The following is a 22,823-nucleotide window of genomic DNA, read 5'->3' on the forward strand; positions in this document are numbered from 1 at the left end:
GGATATCGCCGGCCTTAACCCGTTGGCCTAGTTCGACTTTATATTCACCAAGAATTCCGGGGTGTTTGAATGCCACTCGGCGAATTTCGTTGGCCGGCTCAACGTAACCTATACCTTGTATCCTTCGCGGTTCCGGTCCGGACTGGTCGGCTTTAAGCAAAGGGCTGCCGAGAGTCATCAGCAAAGCGGTAATCAATGAGGCAGAACGTCGCATATTTAAAGTCCGGGAGGGTGGTCCAAATTGGTTTCAGTATAGAAAGTATTTTCCGTTGCCGCAGTTTGCTGACGCTCAACCAATAGGCCGTCGGCAATTGACAGAATTCTATCGAACAACGGCAGCATTCTGGTGTCATGAGTCACGACGACCAGGACTGCATTTTCAATTCGGGCTTGCTCCAGTAATAGCTCGACTACCGTTTTACCAGTATTCCAGTCGAGCGCCGCAGTCGGTTCGTCGGCCAATACAATAGAAGGGCGATGCAGCAATGCCCGGGCGATCGCTACGCGTTGGCGTTGTCCACCGCTCAATTGCGTCGGATACTTATGCCGAAGAGGTTGAAGTTGCAGCCTATCCAGTAGTTTGTTCACACGCTGGTCGATATCGGTTTGTTCCATACCGGCATTGCGTCCGACCACCGATAAATTATCATCAATCGTCAGAAAAGGTAGTAGTTGGGCCTGTTGGAAAATAAAACCCAATTTTTGCCGGCGCACCTCGGTTAGGCTGCTCTTGTCGGAAAAATTGACAGCACTATTTTCGACCAGTAACTCGCCGGAACTTGGCTCCAAAAGGCAGCCAAGAATCGACAGTAACGTGGTTTTTCCGGAGCCCGATGGGCCGACTAGCACCGATGCCTCGCCTTGAGAGAATTCCAGATCGACGCGCTTTAACACCTGTTCGACAAGGTTGCCGCTGCCGTAACTCTTGGTTATTCCCCGGCAGACCAAAACGTTTTTCATCAGTGAAATACCGAGACTGGATCTAATTTAAAAACGGCACGGATCGAGAACCAGGAGCCGGCGACGCAAAATAACATCGAAAACAAAGTTAGGCAGGTCGAAACAAGGGGGGTTGTTTCTAAAGGGATCGGGCTGAGTGCGGTTAATTGGCAGGAGATCACGAACAGCAAAGAGCCAATTGTGATGCCTCCCCCCCCTAAAATAAGGCTTTGGGTCAAAATTATGCTTCTAAGCGATTTTTGATGAAATCCGAGTGCTAGAAGCGTGGCATAGTTGTTGATGTGGTCTTGAGTGATGGAAAACAACGTTTGGCTCATGATTACTACTCCGACCAGCAGACCCAATGACGCAGTAATAATGACCGTGATGCCCACACCCGTTTCCAGCATCCAGTATTTTACCGAGCGATCGGCAAATTCCTCGGTGGTCAGAACTTCGACATCGTTAATCTCCATAGCGATTCGGTCGCGAACGGATTTCACCTCCGCAGCGTTTTCGCAATTGACGAGAACAAACGAAATTTCGTCGTCTCGGTAGTAGGGAACGTAATCCAGGGCGTTTTCGATTGATGTGAACACGAACGGCGCAGCAGTAAAGGTCCGAACTCCTTGAGAAAATCCTCCAATTATCACGCGTTTTCCTTCCATTTCCGTCTCTTGACCAAGCTCTATAATCCCTAGTGCCTGTCTGGACAATTCGTCCACGATCACCGTTTCAGGCAAATGTACTGCGGAAATGTCACCTTCGGACATCCGCCAAGGGCCTCCGGCGTTGCCGTTATCCAAACCGATAACCTCAACTGTGATGCGCTTCCCTTCGGGGTGTTGCCAATTAACCCACCCAACTAGCATGCCCTCTGCCCATTTGACTCCTGGCACGCTCAGTGTTTGCTGGATACGTTGTCTGGGAATAGCTGTGCCGTAATCCAACGTTCTGGTGCCTTTGGACATGACCCAAATATCGACCCCGGCGTGATTTATAATCGCACTATTGGTGTGAATCCAGCCGACCAACAGGCCGACTTGTGCTGCGGCAAGGAAATAGGCAAGCGATATACCGAGAATGGTCATGGCGAACCGAGAACGGTTGTAAAGCAACATCCTTCCCGCGGTCAGTATGATTGTAGATGTCACGATATTTGAGACTAATTAGGTTTCTGGGTTGCTACGTAATTAAATCAAGTATATATCTGAATCTCACAGTCTGAGCGGCTAAAACATGGGCTGTTGGTCTATAGGGGCTTATACGAATTCCTAGCTGGGGTTGTCAGAATCATTTACACAAGAAGGCATTCTTTTTTGGGTGCGGCTGGGGGTAGTGTTATAAATTATTGAAATTATTATAAAAATAAATATATGGCATCTGTTGTGCTTACTGTTATTGTGCATTCACTAAACATTGTCTTTGAGGGGAAATCTCATGAAAACTAGTAAATTGGCGGCGATAATTTCAACGCTGTTGTTAGGCGGCTTGACCGCCACTTCCGCGCAGGCTGTACCCGTGGCTTCAGCGCAATCTATTGTCGCTTTTGAGAATTTTAAGATTTTTAAAGCGGATGGCACGACTCAGCTTGACGCGGCAACTGATTTTGACGTGCTAACCGTAAACAGCTCGCAAAGAACTACTGCTTTTGTAGGCTTGGCTTCGGATACAGACACTGCTTCTTCAAGCACCGGTGAAACTCTTGCAATTAATTCCAGCGTAGGTGTAATTCAACCAGCATCGTTGAATGCTGATATTACAGGCAATACTGCAGCCTCTCCAACAGACTTTAAGGTTGTATCACTGCCTATTACTGGCGGGAATTTTTCGGCAACCGGTTCAAATGAGATTGGTGCGCCGATTCTGAACTTTGAAGGACTTGCTGCTACTTCGGCAAGTTTGCATAATGCTTCTTATGCGTCTCTGGATAGTACCACGGGTACTGCAGGTACCAATAGCACTAGTAAGCTGACGGCCGAGTTTACATTTGTGCCGACTACAGATGGTGAGTTGGTGTTTTCTTTCGACGCAGGGACTTATTTAGCTGCTTACTTGACTGCTGGTGCTGATCAGCGTTCAAATGCGGGTTTTTCGATCACGTTTACGTTGGTTGAAACTAACGGTCCAGGTGATGGTTTGTTTCAAGTTAATCCATTTATTAATCCTTGGGTTAACGCGCTCGGTAACTATGTCTTCAATAACGGCGTTACCGATGACGCGCCGGGTGATGGCATAGTCAGAACTAGAAACACAAATGCAGCAGTAAATCCAGATGGAACGCTGGTTACAACCAATCAAATAATCAGGACACAGGCCTTGACTGCTGGAGTCAGCTACAATCTTTTTGCTGAAATTACCACCAGCGCAGATGTTGAATTAAGAACAGTCCCAGAGCCGCAATCACTGGCGTTGTTAGGTATCGGTTTGCTTGGTTTTGCTGCAAGCTCGTCACGTAAGATGCGCCGGCAATCTATCGCAGCATAAACACAACCCGATTTTAGGTTGTCAATTGACCGCCTGTCTGGAGGAGTCCGGGCAGGCGGTTTTTTGTTGTCATTGTGTGTCAGTATTTCTTACAGGTGCGGATAGTCTGGAATTGCTCGCAATTCAATCGATTTCGGTCCAGTTTGGCTACACAGCTGGCTGGTTTACTTTATCGCAAACTGCCCCTGCTTAAGGCAGAAAAAGCTGTCCGACAGCGAATCGTAACGGATCAAGGCGTCGCCGTATTTTGCGCTGTCGAGCATGTTTACGGTTTGTTTTGACAGTTAGGGTGAACGCGGTTATGTTTAAGTCCAGTTACACGTACATAGGGCGATTTCAAATTATGAATCCAGATAAGAAACAATACATAATGTTTAGTTTGCTTGGCAATGCAATATCGCTTCGTCGTATGAAGGTTGTAGCATTGATCTTCAATCTAGCTTTTCTACCTCTATCAGGCAATTCTGCAACCGCGCCGATTGTAACGGACGTCTTTGACACTTCAACGTTCAAACAAGGATTTGATTCGTCGTTTGTGGATTATTTTAGTGCTAGTGATTTAATGAGTGAGCTTAGTGACAGTAATGCCGTTCGTGAAATGATTGAACAAGGGGTAAGTGAATTGGCCGCCGGTAAATTGCAATCGGGACGAGAAAAGTTAAACCGGGCTTGGTTAATGGATTCTTCATTACCAGTAGCTGGAGTTGTATTGGCTCAAAGTTATCTGAGTACAAAAGAATTCGCATTAGCGTTGGAAGTTGCAACTAAAATCCAAAAATATTCGCCTAATGTCCCTGAAGGATACACTTTAGCTGGGATTGCTAATGGTGGCTTAAAGCAATTTGACAAGGCACAAGCATCGTTCGAAAAGGCACTCGAAATCAGACCCTACGATGCTGACGCTGGCATTAACTTGGCGCAACTTTATCTTGAGAAAAAGCAAAAGGATAATGCGAGGGCATTGTTAAATGATATAGTTTTAAATAATCCTGATAATTTGGTTGCTTTATATAGCCTAGTTAATTTAGATGTCAAAAACGGGAAATTTGAAAGCGCGGTTTCCACTTTGGAATCTTCCATTTCTAAGAAACCCGATGATTTTCGTAGGCAAATGGCTTTGGTACAAATTTACTTAAGCGCGAATCAAGCGGCAAAGGCGTTGGCGGTTTTGTCTGGAACGCTAAATCGCTTTCCGGAGCAAGTTGACGTAGTGGAATTGGCTGGTGTGGTTCATATGCAAAACGGAGATTTTGGAAAGGCGTTGCCACTTTTGGAGTCAGCCGTAAAGCTTTCTCCTGACAGGGTAAGCGCTCATTACAATTTAGCGCTGCTATATGAAAATCTTAAGCAAAGCGATCTTGCAGTTACTGAAATTGAAAGCGCCCTTAAACTCAAGCCCGATCACGAACCATCTAAATTTGTCCGCGCAAGATTGCTGGCTGCTACCGGACAACTGCAATTAGCTCAAAACATTATCAAAGAATTGGAATTGTCTAATGCTGACGGTGTACAAATTCCAGAATTGAAAGGTAGAATCGCTGTAGGCCAAAATAAGTTCGAAGAAGCTGTTACTCACTTTAAATCAGCATTAAGCAAACAGCCTGATAATCCACAGCTGGTAATACAGCTCGCATTTGCATTAATTGCAGGTAAGAAATCTGATGCTGGATACGGGGTATTACGAGATTGGATTGGAAAACATCCAAATGATATATCCGTAAAGATTACTCTTGCTGATATGTTGCTAGGTAAAAATCAATTAGATGAGGCAGAAAAATATTATACCCAAGTGTTGGAATTGCAGCCTGGAAGGCTCGATGTTTCAAATAACTTAGCGTGGTTGTTGTCAGAAAAGGGTGAGTTGAATAAAGCTATTGATCTTGCCGAAAAAAACTATAACAGCGCATCTAAAAATCCGTTGTTCATCGATACTTTTGCTATGGTCCTTTTGAAGAAGGGTATGGCTGAAAAAGCTACTGAATTATTGCGCGATGCAGTGAGTTTGGCGCCTGATAATACTGCTATAAAATATCATTTGGCGAAATCCTTGGTAGGTACTAATAACGAGGAAGCTAAAGAACTGTTAAGAAAAATGTTGGCTGACAAGCGGGATTTTAAGGAACGTGAATTGAGTAATCAGCTTCTTAATAAATTAGAGGTGCAATAAATAACGGTAAGCTTGCTGCATGTTTTTTAATTAATTAACTCGCCGCAATGCCTATATATTAACTATATGAATTTTCACAAAGTTTGCTAGCTTTTACCTTGTTTCTGCTAATACAGTGAATTTTGTGGTGGATGTGCTTTGTTAAAGTACATTCCTGCTTTTTTGGTGATCAATATGCCTAGCAGTACAGTTATTAAAGCTTTTTTTCGAGAATTTTTTGTAAAACAAACTGCGCTACGGGAAACTGAGCCTGATTTGGTCATGGATGACCCTGAAAAAGTCGACGCTTATTCTCGTGCTGGCCGCGAAGATGGTGTGATGGCTCCGGTGTATCTTTTTCATTGTGCCCAAATCTGTGAAGTTATAAAGCCGGGGGATACCGTGCTTGACCTGGGTTGTGGCCCTGCAACTCAACTCGCGATGGTTGCTCGTTTGAATCAGAACACAAATTTTATTGGGATGGATTTGTCGGACGAGATGCTCAGTCGAGCTCGGAAGTATACAACTGAGCAAAATTTAAAAAACATGGAATTCCAGCAAGGCGACATCACTCGCCTTGCTGGGATTTCAGACCAAAGTATTGATGCGGTTATGAGTACGGTTGTGTTGCATCATTTGCCAGATCTTGATGCGTTGGAATGTACTTTTTCGGAAATTAAACGTATTTTAAAACCGGGAGGGGGGATTTATTTGGTCGATTTTGGGCATTTAAAATCCGAGCAATCGATTCGAGATTTTGCGTATCAATATGCTGATAGGCAGGCTGAGTTGTTTACGCTAGATTACCTATATTCATTGCGGGCAGCCTTTTGGCCTAATGACTTTAAAGAGCTCTATCAAAAGCATTTGGCTGGAGCAGGTAAATTTTATAAAACATTAGCAATGCCTTATATGATGGCTATTAAATCACCTGCTCGTCGAGAGCTTGATCCGGATTTACGAAATCAATTTAAGGCAATGGTGAAGAGCATGCCAGATTTTCATCAAACCGATTTAAAGGATCTAATGCTATTTTTCAGATTGGGTGGGCTTAAAACAAACTATTTATAAGGGGTTGGCAGGTTTTCTGTATGTCCGTGTCGCAATGGGGCGCGCTTTACCTATTCGAAAGCCAAATACTAATAATTCTTGAGAGCCGATATTAAATAAATTAATTAGATTTCGTTCGGCCGCTCGAATCTTTTCTAAATGGTTGATGGATACGTTGGGGGTATGTTTCTGGTTTAGTTGAAACATTAACAACGGTAATCCAACTATTGGCTGGAAAGCCAGTTCTTGACGTGTTGCCTCTAGCCAAATTCGTTGTACAGCTTGTCCGCACCGTATTAGGCTGGTTTTGTCTGTTGTTTTTACTGTAATCATTCCCAGAGCTGAAGCGCTCCTGCAATTATATCTCCCTTTTAGCCCAATTATTCTAGACAGTCCAGCGTAATTAAGTAGTCTAACTACTGACCAGTTCTGTATTAACGGGAATAATTTTTTTTCCAGAAAATTAAGTCCTAACGTATCAATATGCATTCCATCAAGCGTAGCTTTGGCATGAGCGTTACTCCACCGAATTTGTTTAAATACGAATTCATGAAGTAGTTTGTTTTCAAAGACCAACTGGTCGTTGAATCCAAGTATTTTAGCTAACTCATTTACAAATGAATGATCGGAAGTTATGTGTATTTTTATTTCGTCAATATCGTTTCCGATTTCTGAAAGCGCCTTAATGTTCTCCGTTGGAATGTTATAGGCTTTAAATGGGTATCTATTGGTGCATCTTTTGAATATGGCATCGTAAAGAAGGCTCTTTTCCTCAGATGCTTCCGAGAGCTTTATTTTTGCGACAAAATTTGAGTCGGCTTTATCTGGGAATAGCTTTATATCAGTTGAGTACCCAAAGTATTTTGCTGAAATAATGATGTTCTCAATGAGTGCCCCGTGTGCAATATAGGAGGCATTTTGTTGGTAGTTGTAAACGGATTGGTCTTTGTCTGGTAAGTTATATACATCAATTGTAAAAGGAGGATAAGATGATGTTTTAAGGGTCCATGGTTGAATATTATCACCAGAAGGCGCTCTGATTGCCGCTTCAATTATACTATTTAGATGTTGAGCATTCATCGTTTATGCTACTTTTTTCGGATTTGTTGGTTTAAGAATTGCTTTTTTGCCAAAGCGATTCCAAGTCTCTGGATCGGGTTTTTGTTGCCTCCTGGCCGCCAAGTTTTTACGAGTTTATTCCTGTATGCATCAAATTGTAGTCCCCAGGGAGCAGAAAGAATCGGGCCTCGATTTAAGAGTATCTTCAAAACTTGGGTGCCGACCACTCCGGCACAGAGGTCACAAGCCATTGGGGTTGATGGGCCTTTGTGATTGATCAAGTCAACCGCGCTTGGATCGACAAGATACCCACGCTGCAGCATAGCTGGCGATAGGCCCAACAGAAAATAAAATATTTTTTCTACTGGGGATTTGTCGTGCAATTGAAAATATTCCTCGAAAGTCATTTTTCCAGGGATGAAGTTCAGCAACGAAGTACTCATACCTAGAGGAGCGGCAGTGATAGCAGGAATATTATTTTCTGCACAATAAGCGAATACTCTTTCTCTGGCATCAAAAGCAAAAAAATCTAAAGCATCTACGTATATATCTACATCTTTGAGAAATTCTTCCAGGTTTTGTTCATTAATACCGTGTTCAAATTTTTTAATTTGTAATTCAGGATTTATATCTAGCGCCATCGCTTCTAGAGTATCAGTCTTTGGTTTGTTCAAATTAGATATGCTGGCGCCGGCTTGCCGGTTAAAATTGGCTAATTCAAACTTATCGTAATCTGCAATGTTGAACGAGATAATCCCTAGTCGAACTAGAGTCAGCAGATGGCTTCCGCCAACTCCGCCCAAACCTGCGATGGCTATTTTTTTTTGCCGCAAACATGATTGTTCATTTTCCGTAATCCATCCAATGTTTCTAGAAAACGCTAGATTGTAGTTAAATTCGTTAGACATAAATCTCAGATTATTAACAATAATTGTTGGCTTGATTTCGAGGTAACTTGCCGCGGTTTTTTTACCCGAAAATGATTGCCAACGTTTAGTACGGGTACCATGCAAATGCCTTGCGGTTATCAGTTTGACTTACCTCGCTCCTTTACCCCACAAGATCACCTCGACCGTGCTCAGCATTATCGTCAAGTCTAGAAACAGGCTGTAGTTTTTGACATAGTAAAGATCGTACTGTAGCTTCTGCCGAGTGTCGAATTCGCTGGCGCCGTAAGGATAACAAAGCTGGGCCCAGCCGGTGATGCCGGGTTTTACCCGGTGCCGTTCCTTATAGTAGGGGATGGTGTCCTCGAAACCTTTGACAAATTCCGGTCGCTCCGGACGGGGGCCGACGAAGCTCATATCCCCTTTGAGCACATTCAACAATTGCGGTAACTCGTCGATCCGGTATTTTCTGATGAACTTGCCGACTTTGGTGACGCGGTCGTCGCTTTGGCTGGCCCATTGCGCTCCGTTTTTTTCCGCATCCACCCGCATGCTGCGGAACTTGATGACATAAAACGGGACATCGCGGTAGCCAACACGTTTTTGCCGGTAAAACACCGGCGCGCCGAACCCGCTTTCGATATAGATGGCCAGTGCGGTCAGCAGCATTAACCACCAGCTCACGGCCAGCAGCAACAGGCTGGCGATAATATCGAAGCTGCGCTTGACTATAGGCCGCATACCGTTATTGACGAAGCCGTCGGAAAACATCAGCCAACTTGGGGTGAGGGCGGCAAGAAACACCAGCCGCTGTTCCCGTTCGTAGAAGGTCTGCAAATCCATTACCTGTACACCAGACATTTTGATGTCTAGTAGTTCCTCGACCGGCAACTTTTTGCGCCTATCGTCGACCGCGATCACGATTTCGTCGACATTCGCTGCCTCGACGATGTCGGTCAATCTAATTTTATCGTTCAGGGCGATGGCATGCGGCACTGCGACCGGTTCGTCTTCCAATGTTATGTAACCGACGATTTCGAATCCTTTATAAACGTAACTGGAATTAACCACGCTCAACTCGCCGGCTCGTTCTCCGCAGCCGATTACCAGGACTCGGCGCTTTAGGTTTTCCAGATTTACAAAGCGGTAAAACAGATAGCGGGTAAGCAGTAGGCCGGCAAAAGAAAATAAGATTGCCGAAATCAACACGCTGCGGGCCAGCATGAGTTCCGGAATGATGTAGTAGGTAAATGCCAGGATGAATACTGCGACCGCAAAGCTGACGCTAATTCTTTGGAGGATATTGTATTCCTCTTTGTCCAGGGTTTTTCGGTAAAGGCCTAGAGCGGAACAACTGGTTGTCATGATAACTGAAAATACCGAGGCAGATGACGCCAATTCCGGTTGCGAATACCACGCAGCAGTGTAAAGGAAACGGACCGCAGCGCCGATGTACATCGCCGAGTAAAACACCAAGGCTTCAGCGAATAGTAGCCATAGGTACGCGGTCGATATGTAATGCCGAAAAATTCTAATCATGGTTCAAGTTTTCGCGCTTTCGGGGTAGGGTTATTGGGCCGCATTTTGGTTCAACAGTGTCTTGATGTGTTCGGAAGGAATTGCATAAGTAATGCCGCTAGGGTTCGAAATCGCATTCTCTTTGCTGCCCTGGACGAACACCTTGTTGATGATGCCGATGACCTTACCTGACTTTATGTCATACAGAGGGCTGCCGCTATTGCCCGGATAGGCAGTCGCGTCTAATTGAAACACATCGAATGGGGTTTGCAGGCGTTTCAACATGTTGACATTCAACTGGTTGCTGGCAATAGCCGGGATGGCATTAGGCGATATCGCGGCGATAATGCTGCGGTGCGTGACCGGATAAAGACCCAATACCATGCCGATTGGGTAGCCGGTGAACGCATACTGTTCGCCCTCGCGGACACGCTGCGAATCGCCGATTTCAAGCGCCGGCAGGGCTCGGCCCTCGACACTCAGCAGTGCCAGATCGTGGTCTTCATCGGTCGCGCGGAGTTCGGCAACCTGCATCTGTTCTTTTTGTTCGTCCCGGTAGAACACCGCAAAGCGCTCTAGATGGGCTCCATCCAATTTTTTCGCTGTGACATGGGCATTCGTGATTACTTTACTGCCATCGGCAACAACAAAACCGGTGCCGAGAAACACCCCCCGCGGATTGCGGCTGGGCATATAGGTGCCTATCGCCACAATCCCAGGTTTAATTCGGCTTAATATGTCCGGTAGGTTAAATTCGCTGGCGTAGCCCCCAGCGGAAAATAGTAACAATGCCAGGAAAGCGATCGGGAAATACGGTGTGCGGTTTTTCATGGTTTATGGATGCCGAGGCCCCTGTGGGACATGTTTTCGTTAGAGTGTAGCGCAACTTAATGTGATTGGCATTGCGCTGGGGCGTATTCGTTTTCGTGTGCGGCTAGCCGCTCCTGATCTTAGCGGGTTGCACCGACCATTCTCGGTCGGCGGATGAACTTGTCGCTAATTTGCCGGTCTTTGCAGACGGAGATAGTAATCCGTTTTCGGCGGTTCGACGCTAAATTCGGGAATCGGTTTCGATACAACGATTAACGACGAACTGCCGGGTTTTTTGATCCGATTTCCTCTTCGATAAAAGCCCCGTTTTTCCAGCACAACACTCCCGCCGATTCGGGGCGCCAATCCGCTAACACGTAACGTTTTGCCGGTAAGTCGTCCAGCCTAAATTCGTGTAAACCCGGCCGGTGTGTGTGGCCGTGAACCAGTATCCGGCAATCATAGTCGCGCATGGCTGCGATGACGGTGTCTTGGTTGACATCCATGATTTCGTAGGATTTACCCCGTTTATGAAAATAACTGCGCAAACGGTACCAGCGGGCGGCTATCAGTCTTAACCAAAGAGGTTTGTTCAGTACTGCGTCTTGCCATGCGCGGCTGCGAGATTTGATCCGGAACGCCTGATAAGCCTTGTCGTCGCTGCACAGTAAATCGCCGTGGGTCAATAATACCCGCTGGCCGTCCAGTTCGATGACGGCGAAATCGTCCAACAGCGAAACACCGGTGTCGGCGCAGAAGGCCTGGCCCAATAGAAAGTCGCGGTTGCCTTGTTGGACATAGACTTTGACACCGGAAGCGGTGAGCTGCTTCAGCGCGCGTTTGATGTCTCGGGTGGGCCGGGTATTATCGTCGTCGCCTATCCATGCGTCGAACAGGTCGCCGAGTATATATAAGGTATCGGCTAAGCTGGCGCGGTATTGCAGAAAATGAAAAAAGCGCCGGAGAATTTCAGGTTTCTCCAGCGCTAGATGCAGGTCGGATATAAACAGTATGTCTTTCACGAATGTTGCCGCGCCAACAGATGGGGCGCGGCGAGTTCCTTATTCGACAATTTCTGCTTTCTCGATCACGATGTCGGTTTTCGGTACATCTTGGTGCATGCCGCGATTTCCGGTCGGTTGTTTTGCCATCGCGTCGACCACGTCCATGCCTTCGGTGACCTCGCCGAACACGGCATAACCCCAACCGCTGGGCGTCGGGCTGGTGTGGTCCAGGAAGGAGTTGTCCTTATAATTGATGAAAAATTGTGCGGTGGCGGAATGCGGATCGTTGGTACGCGCCATTGCCAGGGTGCCGCGTTTATTTTTCAGGCCGTTGTCGGCTTCGTTTTTGATCGGGGCATTGGTCGCTTTCTGGTTGAACGAGGTATCGAAACCGCCGCCTTGGGCCATGAAGCCGGGAATTACCCGATGAAAAATGGTCCCCTCGTAAAAACCTTGTTTGACGTAGGCCACAAAGTTTGCGGCTGATGCCGGGGCTTTTTCGTCCTCCAGCTGGATGGCGATGGTGCCGAGAGAGGTGGTTAATTTGACTTTGGTATGTGTGTTGGACATTTTATTTTCTGTTGCAAATGAAAGAGTTGAGATTGAAAACAGCATCAAGTAAACCAGAGTTGCGCGCATGACCGCTCCCAAAAATAGCAGCAAGCCTTGAATTCTATGTGTTTTTATCTTGAAAGAGAAGTTCGAATCTTGGTAGATTGCTGGGTGTTTTGCCGTCATTACGCCTTCTTACATGTTAAAAATCTACAATACTCTAACCCGTAGTAAGCAAGAATTCGTTCCGAAACAGCCCGGCAAAGTCGGTATGTACGTCTGCGGCATGACCGTTTATGACTATTGCCACATCGGTCACGCCCGGGTCATGGTCGTGTTCGATACCGTGGCGCGGTACTTGCGGCATTCCGGTTACGAGTTGACCTACGTCCGTAACATCACCGATATCGACGATAAAATCATTCAGCGCGCCAACGAGAACGGCGAAGAATTTACCGCGCTGACTGCACGCTTTATCGAGGCAATGCACGAAGACGAGCGGGCGCTGGCAGTATTGCCGCCCGACCGCGAGCCCAAAGCCACGCAATCGATTTCGGACATCATCGCGATGATCGGTGCGCTGATTGCGAAGGATTATGCGTATGTCGGCGCCAATGGCGACGTGTTTTATGCCGTCGCTAAGTTTGAGGGATACGGTAAGTTGTCCGGTAAGAACATCGAAGATCTGAATGCCGGCGAACGCGTCGACGTCGACAACGCCAAACGCGACCCGTTGGACTTCGTATTGTGGAAGATGGCCAAGCCCGGCGAACCGGCTTGGGAGTCGCCCTGGGGATTGGGCAGGCCGGGCTGGCATATCGAATGCTCCGCGATGTCGACCTGCTGCCTGGGCGCCCATTTCGACATTCACGGCGGCGGTATGGATTTGCAGTTCCCACATCACGAAAACGAGATCGCCCAATCGGAGGGTGCCACTGGAGAAACCTTCGTCAACTACTGGATGCATAACGGTTTCGTCAGGGTCAACGAAGAGAAAATGTCCAAATCGCTGGGCAATTTCTTTACCGTGCGCGAAGTGTTGAAACAGTACCGGCCGGAAGTGATCCGCTTTTTCATTCTGTCCAGCCACTACCGCAGTCCGTTAAATTATTCCGATGAGCATCTGGACGAAGCCGGAACGGCATTGACCCGGTTGTACACCGCGCTGAGGGGCGTCGATGTGGTCGATGTCGATATCGACGCCGATTTCAAACAGCGCTTCGAGCAGGCGATGGACGACGACTTCAATACCCCGGTGGCGCTGGCGGTGTTGTTCGAATTGGCGCGGGAATTGAACAAAGCCGAGGACAAAACCCTGTTGGCTGCGACCTTGAAACAACTCGCGGCGATCCTGGGCCTGTTGCAAGACGATCCGGAACAATTTCTCAAGGGTGGGGCCGGGCAGGGCGGTTTGGACGAAGCGGAGATCGAACGCTTGATCGAAGCTCGCAAAGCCGCAAAAGCCGAAAAAGATTGGGCCCAAGCGGATGCCATTCGCGACCAATTGAAATCTCAGGGCATATTGCTGGAAGACGTGGTCGGCGGCAAAACGACTTGGCGCCGGGAAGCTTGAGGAAAACATGAGCGAAATTAAAGACAAATCGATAGAACTTTTTCTCGACGAACTGGCTAGTAAACAAGCCACGCCCGGCGGCGGTAGCGCCGCGGCAGTAATGGGGGCTCAAGCTGCGGCTTTGGTCAGCATGGTGTGCAATCTGACGATAGGTAAGCCCAAATATGCCGCAGTGGAACCGGAGTTGAGAGATTTGCTGGTCGAAGCCGAAACCTTGCGGCAAACGCTGATCGGCATGATAAAAGCCGATGTCGACGTCTTCGACAAATTGATGGCGTGTTATGGGCTGCCGAAAAACAGCGATCAGGAGAAGGCCTATCGTAGCGAGCAAATCCAATCGGTGTTGAAAGAAGCGACTTTGGTGCCGTTGGCGTGCGCCAAGGCCTGCGCTAAGGCCGTTGAATTGAGTCGGATTGCCGCCGAGAAAGGCAATCTGGGCGTGATTAGCGATGCCGGCGTCGCGGTTATGGCCGCCTACGCCGGCTTAAAGAGTGCGGCATTGAACGTCCAGATTAATGCCGCCAGCTTGAAAGATCGCGTTTTTGCCGAAGCGCAATTGGCCGAACTTGGCGGTTTGCTTGAATCCGCAGAGCGCGCCGCCGCAGACATTTATCAGACTGTTAGGGATAAGCTCTAACAGGCTGGTGAAAAAACCGCCGATAATCCCCCTCACCCACGGTTGCCGTGATTTTTTGCGTTCACATGAGCGCTGAAGTCCTAGTTTCGACAAATGCGCCCTCGTTTCAAGGGCTTTTTATCCGTCTGAAGCCGTCCTTGAACGGTCTTCAGGCGCACTTCGCCCTAAGTACCGGGGCGCACGCCGGTTTTGGTGTGAACGCCAGCAGGTTGAGCAACCGCGTCAAGTTATACCCTAACAGGCTGGTGAAAAACTCGCGCCTATTTTCCCTTACCCACGGTTCTCGTGATTTTTTCGCGTTGAAATCAGTCATAAAATCGAGTTTCAACGGTTAGGCCTCTGTTTCGAGGACTTTTTATCCACCTGAAGCCGTCCTTGAGCGGCCTTCAGGCACACTTCGCCCTAGGTGGGCTTAGCCCACGCCGGTTTCGGCGTGAATACCAGTAAGTTCAGCAGCCGTGTCAGGTTGTACGCGGCAAAGCAAAATAAGGCTTGGCCTGCCACTTTGGCTAAACCAATGTGGCGGGTTTTGCGCAGGCCTCCGACAGTCTTGATCCAGCCGAAGGCTTCTTCGACGATTTTGCGGCGCTTGAGGCTTTGGGCATAGCCTTTGCCGCGAGCGGTGCGGCCATCGACAGCACTGCCGGTCTTTTTGCGGGCCACATGGGCTTTGATGTCTTGCGCGTTGAGTTGGTTGACGAACGCCGGTTGGTCGTAGCCTTTGTCGGCACCGACGCTGCCGCCTTTGGGCACGCGGCGTTTGATCATTTTTTGGGCGGCTTCGATTTCGGCGGTGCCGGTGGCTTGGGTGGTTTCGACATCGACAATCAGGCCATTGCGGTTCTCGGACAAGGCATGCGTGATGTAGCGCAGTTTGGCTTCGGTGTATTCACCTTTCTTGTAGAGCCGCGCTTCGGGATCGGTCGTGCTTTGGTGGGTGGCGTTGCTGCGCTTTTCGCCGCTGAAGTCGACCTCGGGATTGCGGCCGGCGGGCTTATCTGAGCCGCTACCGTCTTTTTTTACCAAGCTTTTGTGCGAGGCCCAGGCTTCGATCAGACTGCCGTCGACACTGAAGTGTTCGTCGGACACCAGGTTTTGCCATTCCGCTATGGCCAGCACTCGGGTGAAAAATTCGCGGCTGAGGGATTCAGACAATAGGCGCTCGCGGTTGGCGCTAAAGACGCTGCGCTCCCAAACGGCGTCATCAATGCCCAGACCGACAAACCAGCGAAACAGCAGGTTGTAGTCCAGTTGTTCCATCAACTGTCGCTCACTGCGAACGGTATAGAGCACTTGCAACAGCAAGGCGCGCAGCAATTTTTCAGGGGCAATCGACGGGCGACCGGTGTGGGAGTAACGCTCGGCGAACACAGCATCCATTGCGACCAAGACGCCATCGACCAATAGCCGTAAGCGGCGTAGCGGATGCTGTTTGGGAATACGGTCTTCCAGGCTGACATAGCTGAACCAGCTGTGTTGGATGGCATCGTGTCCGCGCATTGGAGCATCTCCAAATTTAGGTAGCCTATTTTACCAGTTGCCGGCAGCTTCCGACCTTGAATTGCTTGCCTTTCTGAGTTTTTCACCAGCCTGCTAAAGGGCATAAACAGGCGGCGATGCAAAATAAGGCTTGACCAGCGACTTTGGCTAAGCCGATGTGACGGGTTTTACGCAGACCACCGACCGTTTTGACCCAGCCAAAGGCTTCTTCGACGATTTTGCGTCGCTTGAGGCTTTGGGTATGGCCTTTGCCGAGAGCGGGAGGGTGTCCTGAATTTTGAGTAAACGGGGTTTTAACGGTTCAGCATCTGGTCTTCAAATTGAATGCTAAACCGATTTAAAGCCGCTTTCCAGTCATGTAATGGCATGGTCCATTTTTTACTGATATTCATCAGCGCCAGATAAAACAGTTTCGATAATGCTCGATCGTACCGTTACACCGAAGCCCTCGACTAATGGTGCTGGTGGAGCGTTGTAGAAATCGCGCTATCGCTCGGATACTGTAGTTTTGTTGCTTCAGACTGCTGATTGTGACTCGATCTTCAGGATGAAGCTGTTGATAGTGTTTTGAAGTCATTTCCATGTGCATACCTTACTGGCTTTTGGGTGTTGCACTTCACTTTTGAATCAGCCTTCTTGGATTGCTTGGCTTTGGGGTTTTTCACCAGCCTGTTAGCGGTTGCATTACTTGCTATTAAGCGAGTAGGGTTTTTCAACGTAAACAAATAGCAAAGCTGACGGAATTAACGTTAGGAAAAACCCTAGCGGAAGAAACGCCCAAAATAGCCAGGTTTGTTCGTTGAGTGGCGGATAAAAATGTTTAATAACCAGGAATATGAATTTCAATGCCAGTCCGTGTATAAGATAATACGAATAACTCATGTTTCCCAGCCAGCGCATTGGGTTCAAGGAGAACAGTCGGGCAGTAAAATTAGGCGGAGAAAAACATTCCAGGCAAAAAAGATAAAAAAGTACAAATATGATCGGGTAGCGCCAGTAATCGTTAATATTCAAATTGTCGATTACGGCAATTGAAGCGATTGCCAGCAAAAGCGCCGGAAAGCCCAGGTGCAAAGTTTTTTGCGGGGGATGGTTGCTGACCGTTTCGTAGAGTAATATACCGGAAACGAACATCAGCAACCGAACGTGCCCCGGATAATGGTTAAAATAAAAGAAAAACAATATGCTAAGCAGCAAGAATAAGGTAATCCTCAGCTCGCTTGGCCAGGATCTTAAGTTTAGGCAAAATATTATAAACGGCGTTATTAAATAATAGAAAAACTCGTAACTCAACGACCAGGCGACGGTTATTATCGGCTGAATGTCGAACAGTCCCGGCATTAACAAATAGTTCTTTGCAATATAAATTGCGCCCGGGATCAGTCCTTGTGGTATTTTCGATTCGCTTGGAAAAACTGCGGACAATAGCAGATAAATAATAAATACTACGGTAAATGTCGGATAAATTCTCTGTATTCGACGTTTGATATAGGTCAGGAAAGGCTTTCTTTTTTTAATCAGCATTCCATATATCAAAAAACCGCTCAGCACAAAGAATAAATCGACGCCGATATGTCCTACGCCAAGCAGATATTTAGAAAGGTTAAAAGTCAAGCTGTTCGGATCAATCCAGGGGTTTGCGAGCGTGGTGTAATGCACTAAAAAGACTAAAAATACCGCAAAGCCGCGAATCCCTTCCATCGAAACTATCGTGTTATGGTCGGCATGAGTTAGCGTAAACGGGTTGTTGGGCCAATTCATGGATGTTGTCTAATATTGAAAAATGCGAATATTTTTATCCGGAATTCGAATCCGGACCGGTTGAGTGGGTTTATCTGCCTGAGTCGGCTGAAGTAGTCAGCAGAGTATAGGCAAACAAGTTACGCCTTGTAGCGCTTGGACTATAACAGAAGGCCTGGGCGAAGCGAAAACGGTAGGCGAAAAATTGCCGTTTGCGTGATCAAGCATTGGAGTTGGGTTATTAAGACGGCACGGCAGGGACAGCCTTCGTCGGTCATGGTTGTCTTGCCAATATGATGTGTTTCCGCTCGCCTGATGGGTAGAGTTCACCGTTCGGGGCGCTCTGCTCCATCAGGAATTCGGTCACGAATCAGATTTGCTTGACGTTGATATTCAACGTCTGGATCCGGTAAGCGATTTGCCGAGGGGTCATGTCCAGCAAGCGGGCGGCCTTGGCTTGCACCCAGCCGCTTTGCTCCAGCGCGGCGATCACCCGTTCCCGCTCGTCCATGCTCTCATCGTGCAGATCGACGTGCTTGATCGATTGGGGCGTGCGGCTGATGCCGATTTCGTTTTCCAGGCCGGTGCTGGCAATGACGTCGCGGTCGATGATGCCGTCGGCGCTCATGATCGCGGCGCGTTCCAGCCGGTTTTCCAGTTCGCGTACGTTGCCGGGCCAGTCGTGCTTCATCAGGATGCGGATCGCGCTTTCCTTGATTTCCAGCGGCCGGCCGCCCTGTTGTTTGGATATCCGGTTCAATAGAAACGCCGACAGTTCCGGAATGTCCTCGATCCGCTCGCGCAACGGCGGCATATTGATCGGCATGACGTTAAGCCGGTAATACAAGTCCTCGCGGAAATTGCCGTCCGCCACTTCCTGCTCCAGGTTGCGGTTGGTCGCGGCGATGATGCGGACGTTGACTTTCAGCGTGCGGACGCCGCCGACCCGTTCGAACTCGCCTTCTTGCAATACCCTGAGCAACTTGGCTTGGAACGAGGCGGAGATTTCGCCGATTTCGTCGAGAAACAGCGTGCCGCCGTCGGCCAATTCGAACCGGCCCTTACGTTGGCCGATCGCGCCGCTGAATGCGCCTTTTTCATGGCCGAACAATTCCGATTCCAGTAAGGTATCCGGCAGCGCGGCGCAGTTCAGTTTCAGGAACGGGCCGTTGGCGCAGGCCGAATTGAAATGGATCGAGCTGGCGACCACTTCCTTACCGGTGCCGGATTCGCCGCGGATCAACACCGTGGTGTGCCATTTCGCCACCTGGCGAATGATGTCGAAAACCTTCAGCATCGGCTCGGAGTGGCCGATGATGTTCTCGAAACGGTAATTCTTGACCAGGGTCTGCTTCAAATAGTCGCGTTCGTTCACCAGCTCGTTTTGCTTGCGTTCCATGACCCGCAGCATGTTGACGCTATGCGCGATCAGGTTGGCGACCATTTCCATGAAACGGGCGCGTTCGCCCAGAAACGTGGCGTCGCAGGGTTGGGCCGCCAGAATCCCGACCACTTCGCCTTGTTCCACCGCCAGCGGCGAGCCGATGAACGGCAGGTCCGGATCGTAAACGCCCAAGCGGCTCAGGAATCGCGGTTCGTCGGCAATACGTTCGACCACAATCGTGCTGCCTTCGTCGAGAATGGCGCCGACCAGGCCTTCGCCGGGCTGGTAACGTACCGAGCGGTCGATGCCTTCGCCGTAAATCTCGCAAATGCCCATGCTGTCGTCTTCGATGTCGCGTAATGTGATCATGCCGAAACGCAAGCCGCTGCGCTTGTGCAAAATCTCCAAAATGCCTTTCAGTTTGCTACGCAAATCGTGGGTGCTGTTCAGCAATTGGCTGACCATGTAGAGCGTGTCCAGCTCCGACTCGACCAGTAATAATCGTTCACTCATGGATGCTCACCATGGCCGAATTTTTTTGACAGGGAAAACTGAGTTTGAAACTGCAGCCGTTTTGGTAATCGGGATCGATCTCGATCATGCCGCTGTGCTGGTTGACGATTTCCTTGACCATCACCAAGCCCATGCCGGCCTGCGCGCCTTTCAGATTCTGCGAGGTGGTGAAGAAAGGTTCGAATACCTTGCTGCGCTGGTTGGCCGGAATCCCCGGCCCGCTGTCGGAAATGCTGACGTTGACCCAGTCGCGATCGGTCGCCGTGGTGATTTTGATCAACCGTTCGCGGCTACCGGCGCGGTTCATCGCATCGACCGCGTTATCGATCAATTGTTTGAACAACATCCGCAGTTTGTTCTCCGAGCCCAATACGCTGGGCAACACCGGATTCGGCAGCCAATCGACCACGACGCCGTTGGCCAGGAATTTATTGCTGTGTAACAGCATGACTTCGTGCAACAGTTGGTTCAGATTGACCGGAACCACGGCCGCTTCCGGAATTTCCGGCACGCAGCGCTGCAGCGTTTCCAGGGTTTCTTCGCCCATCTTTTGCACTTGACCGAGCAACTCGCGCAGCGGGCGGTTGCTGGCATCGTTGCGCTGGCCCATTATCTGGATCGCCGCGTTGATTTGATTCAACGGCTGGCGGATCTGGTGCATCGCTCCCAGCAAGGTCTCGCGAATACTGCGGATGTGTTCCTCTTCGGCCAGCAGGGTTCTGAGCGACTGTACCTGCAGCTTTTCCTGTTGTCGCCTGAGGGTGGTGATGTCGTTGATCGTCAATAACAAGTAATCCTTGGATTGGCGGGCAAAAAAACTGTCGGCGCAGACGTCGTTTTCGATGAACCAGTTGCCGGAGCAGGAAAACCAGCGCGCCCCGCGCAGGCCGCTGCCTTCGATACGGATTTCCCGGTTGGAGAAACCGTGTTGGCGGTTGACGTTGCCGCCCCACAGATCGCCCATTTCCTGCTCCAGTGCATCCAGAAAAAACAACGCCGGCTCGTCCTTGTCCAATTCGCTGATCAGCATCTTGTACATTTGATTGTCCAGCACCACGCGTTTGTCGCTGTCCAAAACCGCCATTGCTACCGGCGATGCGTTCAGCACCGATTCGATCAATTGCTTCTGGTTATTGACCTGTTGTTCGGCATAGTGGGCCTGGGTTACGTCGCGGTGCATGCCGATGTAATGGCTGATCGCGCCCCTTTCATCGAGCATCGGCGCGATGGTCAAGTCGGCCAAGTAACGCTGCCCCAGCTTTTGCCGGTTGACCAATTGCCCGTGCCAGACCTGTTTGCGAGAAATGGTGTGCCACAAATCGTAATAGATCTGTCTCGGCGTGGATTTGTCGGACAGTTGCGATTCGTTTTTACCCAAAATCTCGGCGGCGTTATAGCCGGTGACTTCGGTGAATGCATCGTTGATATAAAGAATATTGGCTTTCTTGTCGGTAATCGAAATCGCTACCGGAGCCTGCTCGACGGCCTTGACGAACAACGAAAACGGTAACGTTTTACTTGGATTTTTGGCAATCGCCATCGCGGGAGCGTTTCCGGCGCTTGCCGTTAACAGTTCGGCGGTGTCGCTGGCGATCTGGCTTTGCAGAAAGTCTGGAGTCGATTTGCTCATGCGCACGGGTCTCGGCTGATTTATGAATTCACAAAAAGCTAGCAATTTGAGCGCCAAATACAAATTTGCCCGGTGTCGCCGCCTAAATCCCGACGATTTGTGCGGTTTGCGACAATTTTGAACCCGGTTGTTTCGCCTCTGTATTTTTTGACACAGAGTTTTTCGGAGCCGATTTTGGTGTTTTTGCACTAAAACGGTGAGCTGGCGGACGTTTGCGACGTTGGCACAAATGATGCTGCAGAGTAAGCAAAACACCAGGTTCGAAGCGATGAGCGAATACTTACTTCTGATATTGGGTACGGCGTTGGTCAATAACGTCGTGCTGGTCAAGTTTCTCGGATTGTGCCCGTTCATGGGCGTTTCCAACAAGCTCGACACGGCGCTGGGCATGGGCTTGGCCACCACCTTCGTGTTGACGCTGGCGTCGGCCGCCAGTTGGGTATTGGAACACCGGCTGCTGATACCGTTCGATATCGGTTTTTTGCGGGTGTTGGGATTCATTCTGGTGATTGCCGCCGTGGTGCAATTCACCGAAATGGTGATTCATAAAACCAGTCCGGTCATGTACCAGGTGCTGGGGATTTTCCTGCCGCTGATTACGACCAATTGCGCGGTACTGGGTGTGGCCTTGCTCAACATCCAGCAGAAATACGATTTCGTGCAAAGCCTGCTATTCGGCTTTGGCTCGGCAATGGGTTTTACCCTGGTGATGGTGCTCTTCGCCGGTCTGCGTGAACGCTTGGCGCTCATGGCGGTACCGGCGCTTTTTTCGGGGACGCCCATCGCTTTTATCACCGCCGGCATTTTATCGCTGGCATTCATGGGGTTTGCGGGTCTTTATACTAAATAAGAGGCGCATTATGTACGTACTGTCCGCCATCGTTGTTTTGACTGCGCTGGGGTTACTGCTGGGATTGGCGCTGGGGATTGCCGGAAAGTATTTGAAAGTAGAGGCCGATCCGCTGATCGAAAAAGTGGAGGCGTTGATGCCCGGTTCGCAATGCGGCCAATGCGGTTTTCCCGGCTGCCGGCCCGCGGCCGAAGCCGTCGTGTCGGGTGCCGCGCCGGTGACTTTGTGCCCGCCGGGCGGTACGTCGCTGGTGGAACAACTGGCCAAGTTATTGGGCGTGGAAGTCGATTTGAGCCAGACTCAGGACCAGGAGCCGATGGTGGCCCGGGTCAGCGAGGAAACCTGCACCGGTTGCACCCGCTGCTTCAAGGTCTGCCCGACCGATGCGATCGTCGGCGCGCCGAAACAAATCCATGCCGTTGTCGCCGATGCCTGTATCGGCTGCAAAAAATGCGTCGAAGTCTGCCCAACCGAATGTCTGCAAATGTATCCGATCGAAGTGACCCTGCGCAATTGGCGCTGGCCGAAACCGCTGGCCGCCTGA

20 protein-coding genes and 2 pseudogenes are annotated in these 22,823 nt (G+C 49.3%); 7 read left to right on the forward strand and 15 right to left on the reverse strand.

Going from position 1 to position 22,823, the window contains the following annotated elements; translation table 11 throughout:
* Positions 1-216 precede the first annotated feature (216 nt).
* Both NP603_RS04410 and NP603_RS04415 read right to left on the reverse strand, forming a co-directional pair.
* Positions 217-960, reverse strand: a complete 744-nt coding sequence (locus tag NP603_RS04410; protein WP_256609715.1) for an ABC transporter ATP-binding protein — start codon at positions 958-960, stop codon at positions 217-219.
* Positions 960-2,060 carry an ABC transporter permease gene (locus NP603_RS04415; protein ID WP_256609716.1) on the reverse strand — a complete coding sequence of 367 codons (1,101 nt, stop codon included), beginning with the start codon at positions 2,058-2,060 and terminating at the stop codon, positions 960-962. Before NP603_RS04415 ends, NP603_RS04410 begins: the two co-directional genes overlap by 1 nt.
* A 319-nt stretch (positions 2,061-2,379) precedes the next feature.
* Between NP603_RS04415 and NP603_RS04420 the strand changes: the two genes are divergently transcribed.
* The 3 genes from NP603_RS04420 (at position 2,380) to NP603_RS04430 (ending at position 6,643) form a co-directional block, all read left to right on the forward strand.
* Positions 2,380-3,426 carry an EDSAP-1 family PEP-CTERM protein gene (locus NP603_RS04420; protein WP_256609717.1) on the forward strand — a complete coding sequence of 349 codons (1,047 nt, stop codon included), beginning with the start codon at positions 2,380-2,382 and terminating at the stop codon, positions 3,424-3,426.
* Between the two features lie 343 nt (positions 3,427-3,769).
* Positions 3,770-5,593 carry an XrtA/PEP-CTERM system TPR-repeat protein PrsT gene (gene prsT / locus NP603_RS04425; RefSeq protein ID WP_256609718.1) on the forward strand — a complete coding sequence of 608 codons (1,824 nt, stop codon included), beginning with the start codon at positions 3,770-3,772 and terminating at the stop codon, positions 5,591-5,593.
* Positions 5,594-5,731: 138 nt separating this feature from the next.
* Positions 5,732-6,643, forward strand: coding sequence for a class I SAM-dependent methyltransferase (locus NP603_RS04430; protein ID WP_256609719.1), 912 nt, complete (start codon positions 5,732-5,734; stop codon positions 6,641-6,643).
* Here NP603_RS04430 and NP603_RS04435 read toward each other — a convergent pair.
* From NP603_RS04435 to NP603_RS04460, 6 genes are all read right to left on the reverse strand, one after another.
* On the reverse strand, positions 6,638-7,702 hold the full coding sequence (locus tag NP603_RS04435; protein ID WP_256609720.1) for a hypothetical protein: 1,065 nt from the start codon (positions 7,700-7,702) through the stop codon (positions 6,638-6,640). The genes NP603_RS04430 and NP603_RS04435 overlap by 6 nt on opposite strands.
* Positions 7,703-7,710: 8 nt before the next feature.
* Positions 7,711-8,589 carry a ThiF family adenylyltransferase gene (locus NP603_RS04440; RefSeq protein WP_256609721.1) on the reverse strand — a complete coding sequence of 293 codons (879 nt, stop codon included), beginning with the start codon at positions 8,587-8,589 and terminating at the stop codon, positions 7,711-7,713.
* A 129-nt stretch (positions 8,590-8,718) separates the two neighbouring features.
* Positions 8,719-10,107: a TIGR03013 family XrtA/PEP-CTERM system glycosyltransferase gene (locus NP603_RS04445; protein ID WP_256609722.1), complete on the reverse strand. Its 1,389-nt coding sequence runs from the start codon at positions 10,105-10,107 to the stop codon at positions 8,719-8,721.
* A gap of 30 nt (positions 10,108-10,137) precedes the next feature.
* Positions 10,138-10,755 (reverse strand): S1C family serine protease, encoded by a 618-nt coding sequence (locus tag NP603_RS04450; protein ID WP_256609723.1) that lies wholly within the window; start codon positions 10,753-10,755, stop codon positions 10,138-10,140.
* Between the two features lie 413 nt (positions 10,756-11,168).
* On the reverse strand, positions 11,169-11,918 hold the full coding sequence (locus tag NP603_RS04455) for a UDP-2,3-diacylglucosamine diphosphatase (RefSeq protein WP_256609724.1): 750 nt from the start codon (positions 11,916-11,918) through the stop codon (positions 11,169-11,171).
* A 39-nt stretch (positions 11,919-11,957) separates the two neighbouring features.
* Positions 11,958-12,539: a peptidylprolyl isomerase gene (locus NP603_RS04460; RefSeq protein ID WP_305891327.1), complete on the reverse strand. Its 582-nt coding sequence runs from the start codon at positions 12,537-12,539 to the stop codon at positions 11,958-11,960.
* Between the two features lie 112 nt (positions 12,540-12,651).
* Here NP603_RS04460 and cysS point away from each other — a divergent pair, with 112 nt between their 5' ends.
* Both cysS and fchA read left to right on the forward strand, forming a co-directional pair.
* Positions 12,652-14,025 carry a cysteine--tRNA ligase gene (cysS, locus tag NP603_RS04465; protein WP_256609725.1) on the forward strand — a complete coding sequence of 458 codons (1,374 nt, stop codon included), beginning with the start codon at positions 12,652-12,654 and terminating at the stop codon, positions 14,023-14,025.
* Positions 14,026-14,032: 7 nt separating this feature from the next.
* On the forward strand, positions 14,033-14,662 hold the full coding sequence (gene fchA, locus NP603_RS04470; protein WP_256609726.1) for a methenyltetrahydrofolate cyclohydrolase: 630 nt from the start codon (positions 14,033-14,035) through the stop codon (positions 14,660-14,662).
* Positions 14,663-15,064: 402 nt separating this feature from the next.
* Here fchA and NP603_RS04475 read toward each other — a convergent pair whose 3' ends face one another.
* The 7 genes and pseudogenes from NP603_RS04475 to nifL all read right to left on the reverse strand — a co-directional run bounded on the left by NP603_RS04475 (position 15,065) and on the right by nifL (position 21,429).
* A complete protein-coding gene (locus tag NP603_RS04475; protein ID WP_256609727.1) occupies positions 15,065-16,162 on the reverse strand; it encodes an IS5 family transposase in 1,098 nt (365 codons plus the stop codon).
* Between the two features lie 82 nt (positions 16,163-16,244).
* Positions 16,245-16,412, reverse strand: a pseudogene (locus NP603_RS04480) (transposase); the annotation flags it as partial.
* Between the two features lie 43 nt (positions 16,413-16,455).
* Positions 16,456-16,590: pseudogene (locus tag NP603_RS04485) on the reverse strand (IS256 family transposase); the annotation flags it as partial.
* Positions 16,554-16,751 (reverse strand): helix-turn-helix domain-containing protein, encoded by a 198-nt coding sequence (locus NP603_RS21970; RefSeq protein ID WP_371928743.1) that lies wholly within the window; start codon positions 16,749-16,751, stop codon positions 16,554-16,556. The gene NP603_RS21970 and the pseudogene NP603_RS04485, both read right to left, overlap by 37 nt.
* A 95-nt stretch (positions 16,752-16,846) precedes the next feature.
* Positions 16,847-17,923, reverse strand: coding sequence for an acyltransferase family protein (locus NP603_RS04490; protein ID WP_256609728.1), 1,077 nt, complete (start codon positions 17,921-17,923; stop codon positions 16,847-16,849).
* 349 nt (positions 17,924-18,272) lie between these two features.
* Positions 18,273-19,799 (reverse strand): nif-specific transcriptional activator NifA, encoded by a 1,527-nt coding sequence (nifA, locus tag NP603_RS04495; protein WP_256609729.1) that lies wholly within the window; start codon positions 19,797-19,799, stop codon positions 18,273-18,275.
* On the reverse strand, positions 19,792-21,429 hold the full coding sequence (gene nifL / locus NP603_RS04500; protein WP_256609730.1) for a nitrogen fixation negative regulator NifL: 1,638 nt from the start codon (positions 21,427-21,429) through the stop codon (positions 19,792-19,794). The genes nifA and nifL overlap by 8 nt, the downstream gene beginning before the upstream one ends.
* A gap of 268 nt (positions 21,430-21,697) precedes the next feature.
* Here nifL and rsxA point away from each other — a divergent pair, with 268 nt between their 5' ends.
* Together rsxA and rsxB are read left to right on the forward strand one after the other, a co-directional pair.
* The gene (rsxA, locus tag NP603_RS04505) at positions 21,698-22,279 is read left to right on the forward strand and encodes an electron transport complex subunit RsxA (RefSeq protein ID WP_256609731.1); all 582 of its coding nucleotides are present in this window, start codon (positions 21,698-21,700) and stop codon (positions 22,277-22,279) included.
* Positions 22,280-22,289: 10 nt separating this feature from the next.
* Positions 22,290-22,823 carry an electron transport complex subunit RsxB gene (rsxB, locus tag NP603_RS04510; RefSeq protein WP_256609732.1) on the forward strand — a complete coding sequence of 178 codons (534 nt, stop codon included), beginning with the start codon at positions 22,290-22,292 and terminating at the stop codon, positions 22,821-22,823.

Origin of the sequence: Methylomonas aurea (assembly GCF_024505045.1) — a bacterium.
Taxonomy (GTDB): Bacteria; Pseudomonadota; Gammaproteobacteria; order Methylococcales; family Methylomonadaceae; genus Methylomonas; species Methylomonas aurea.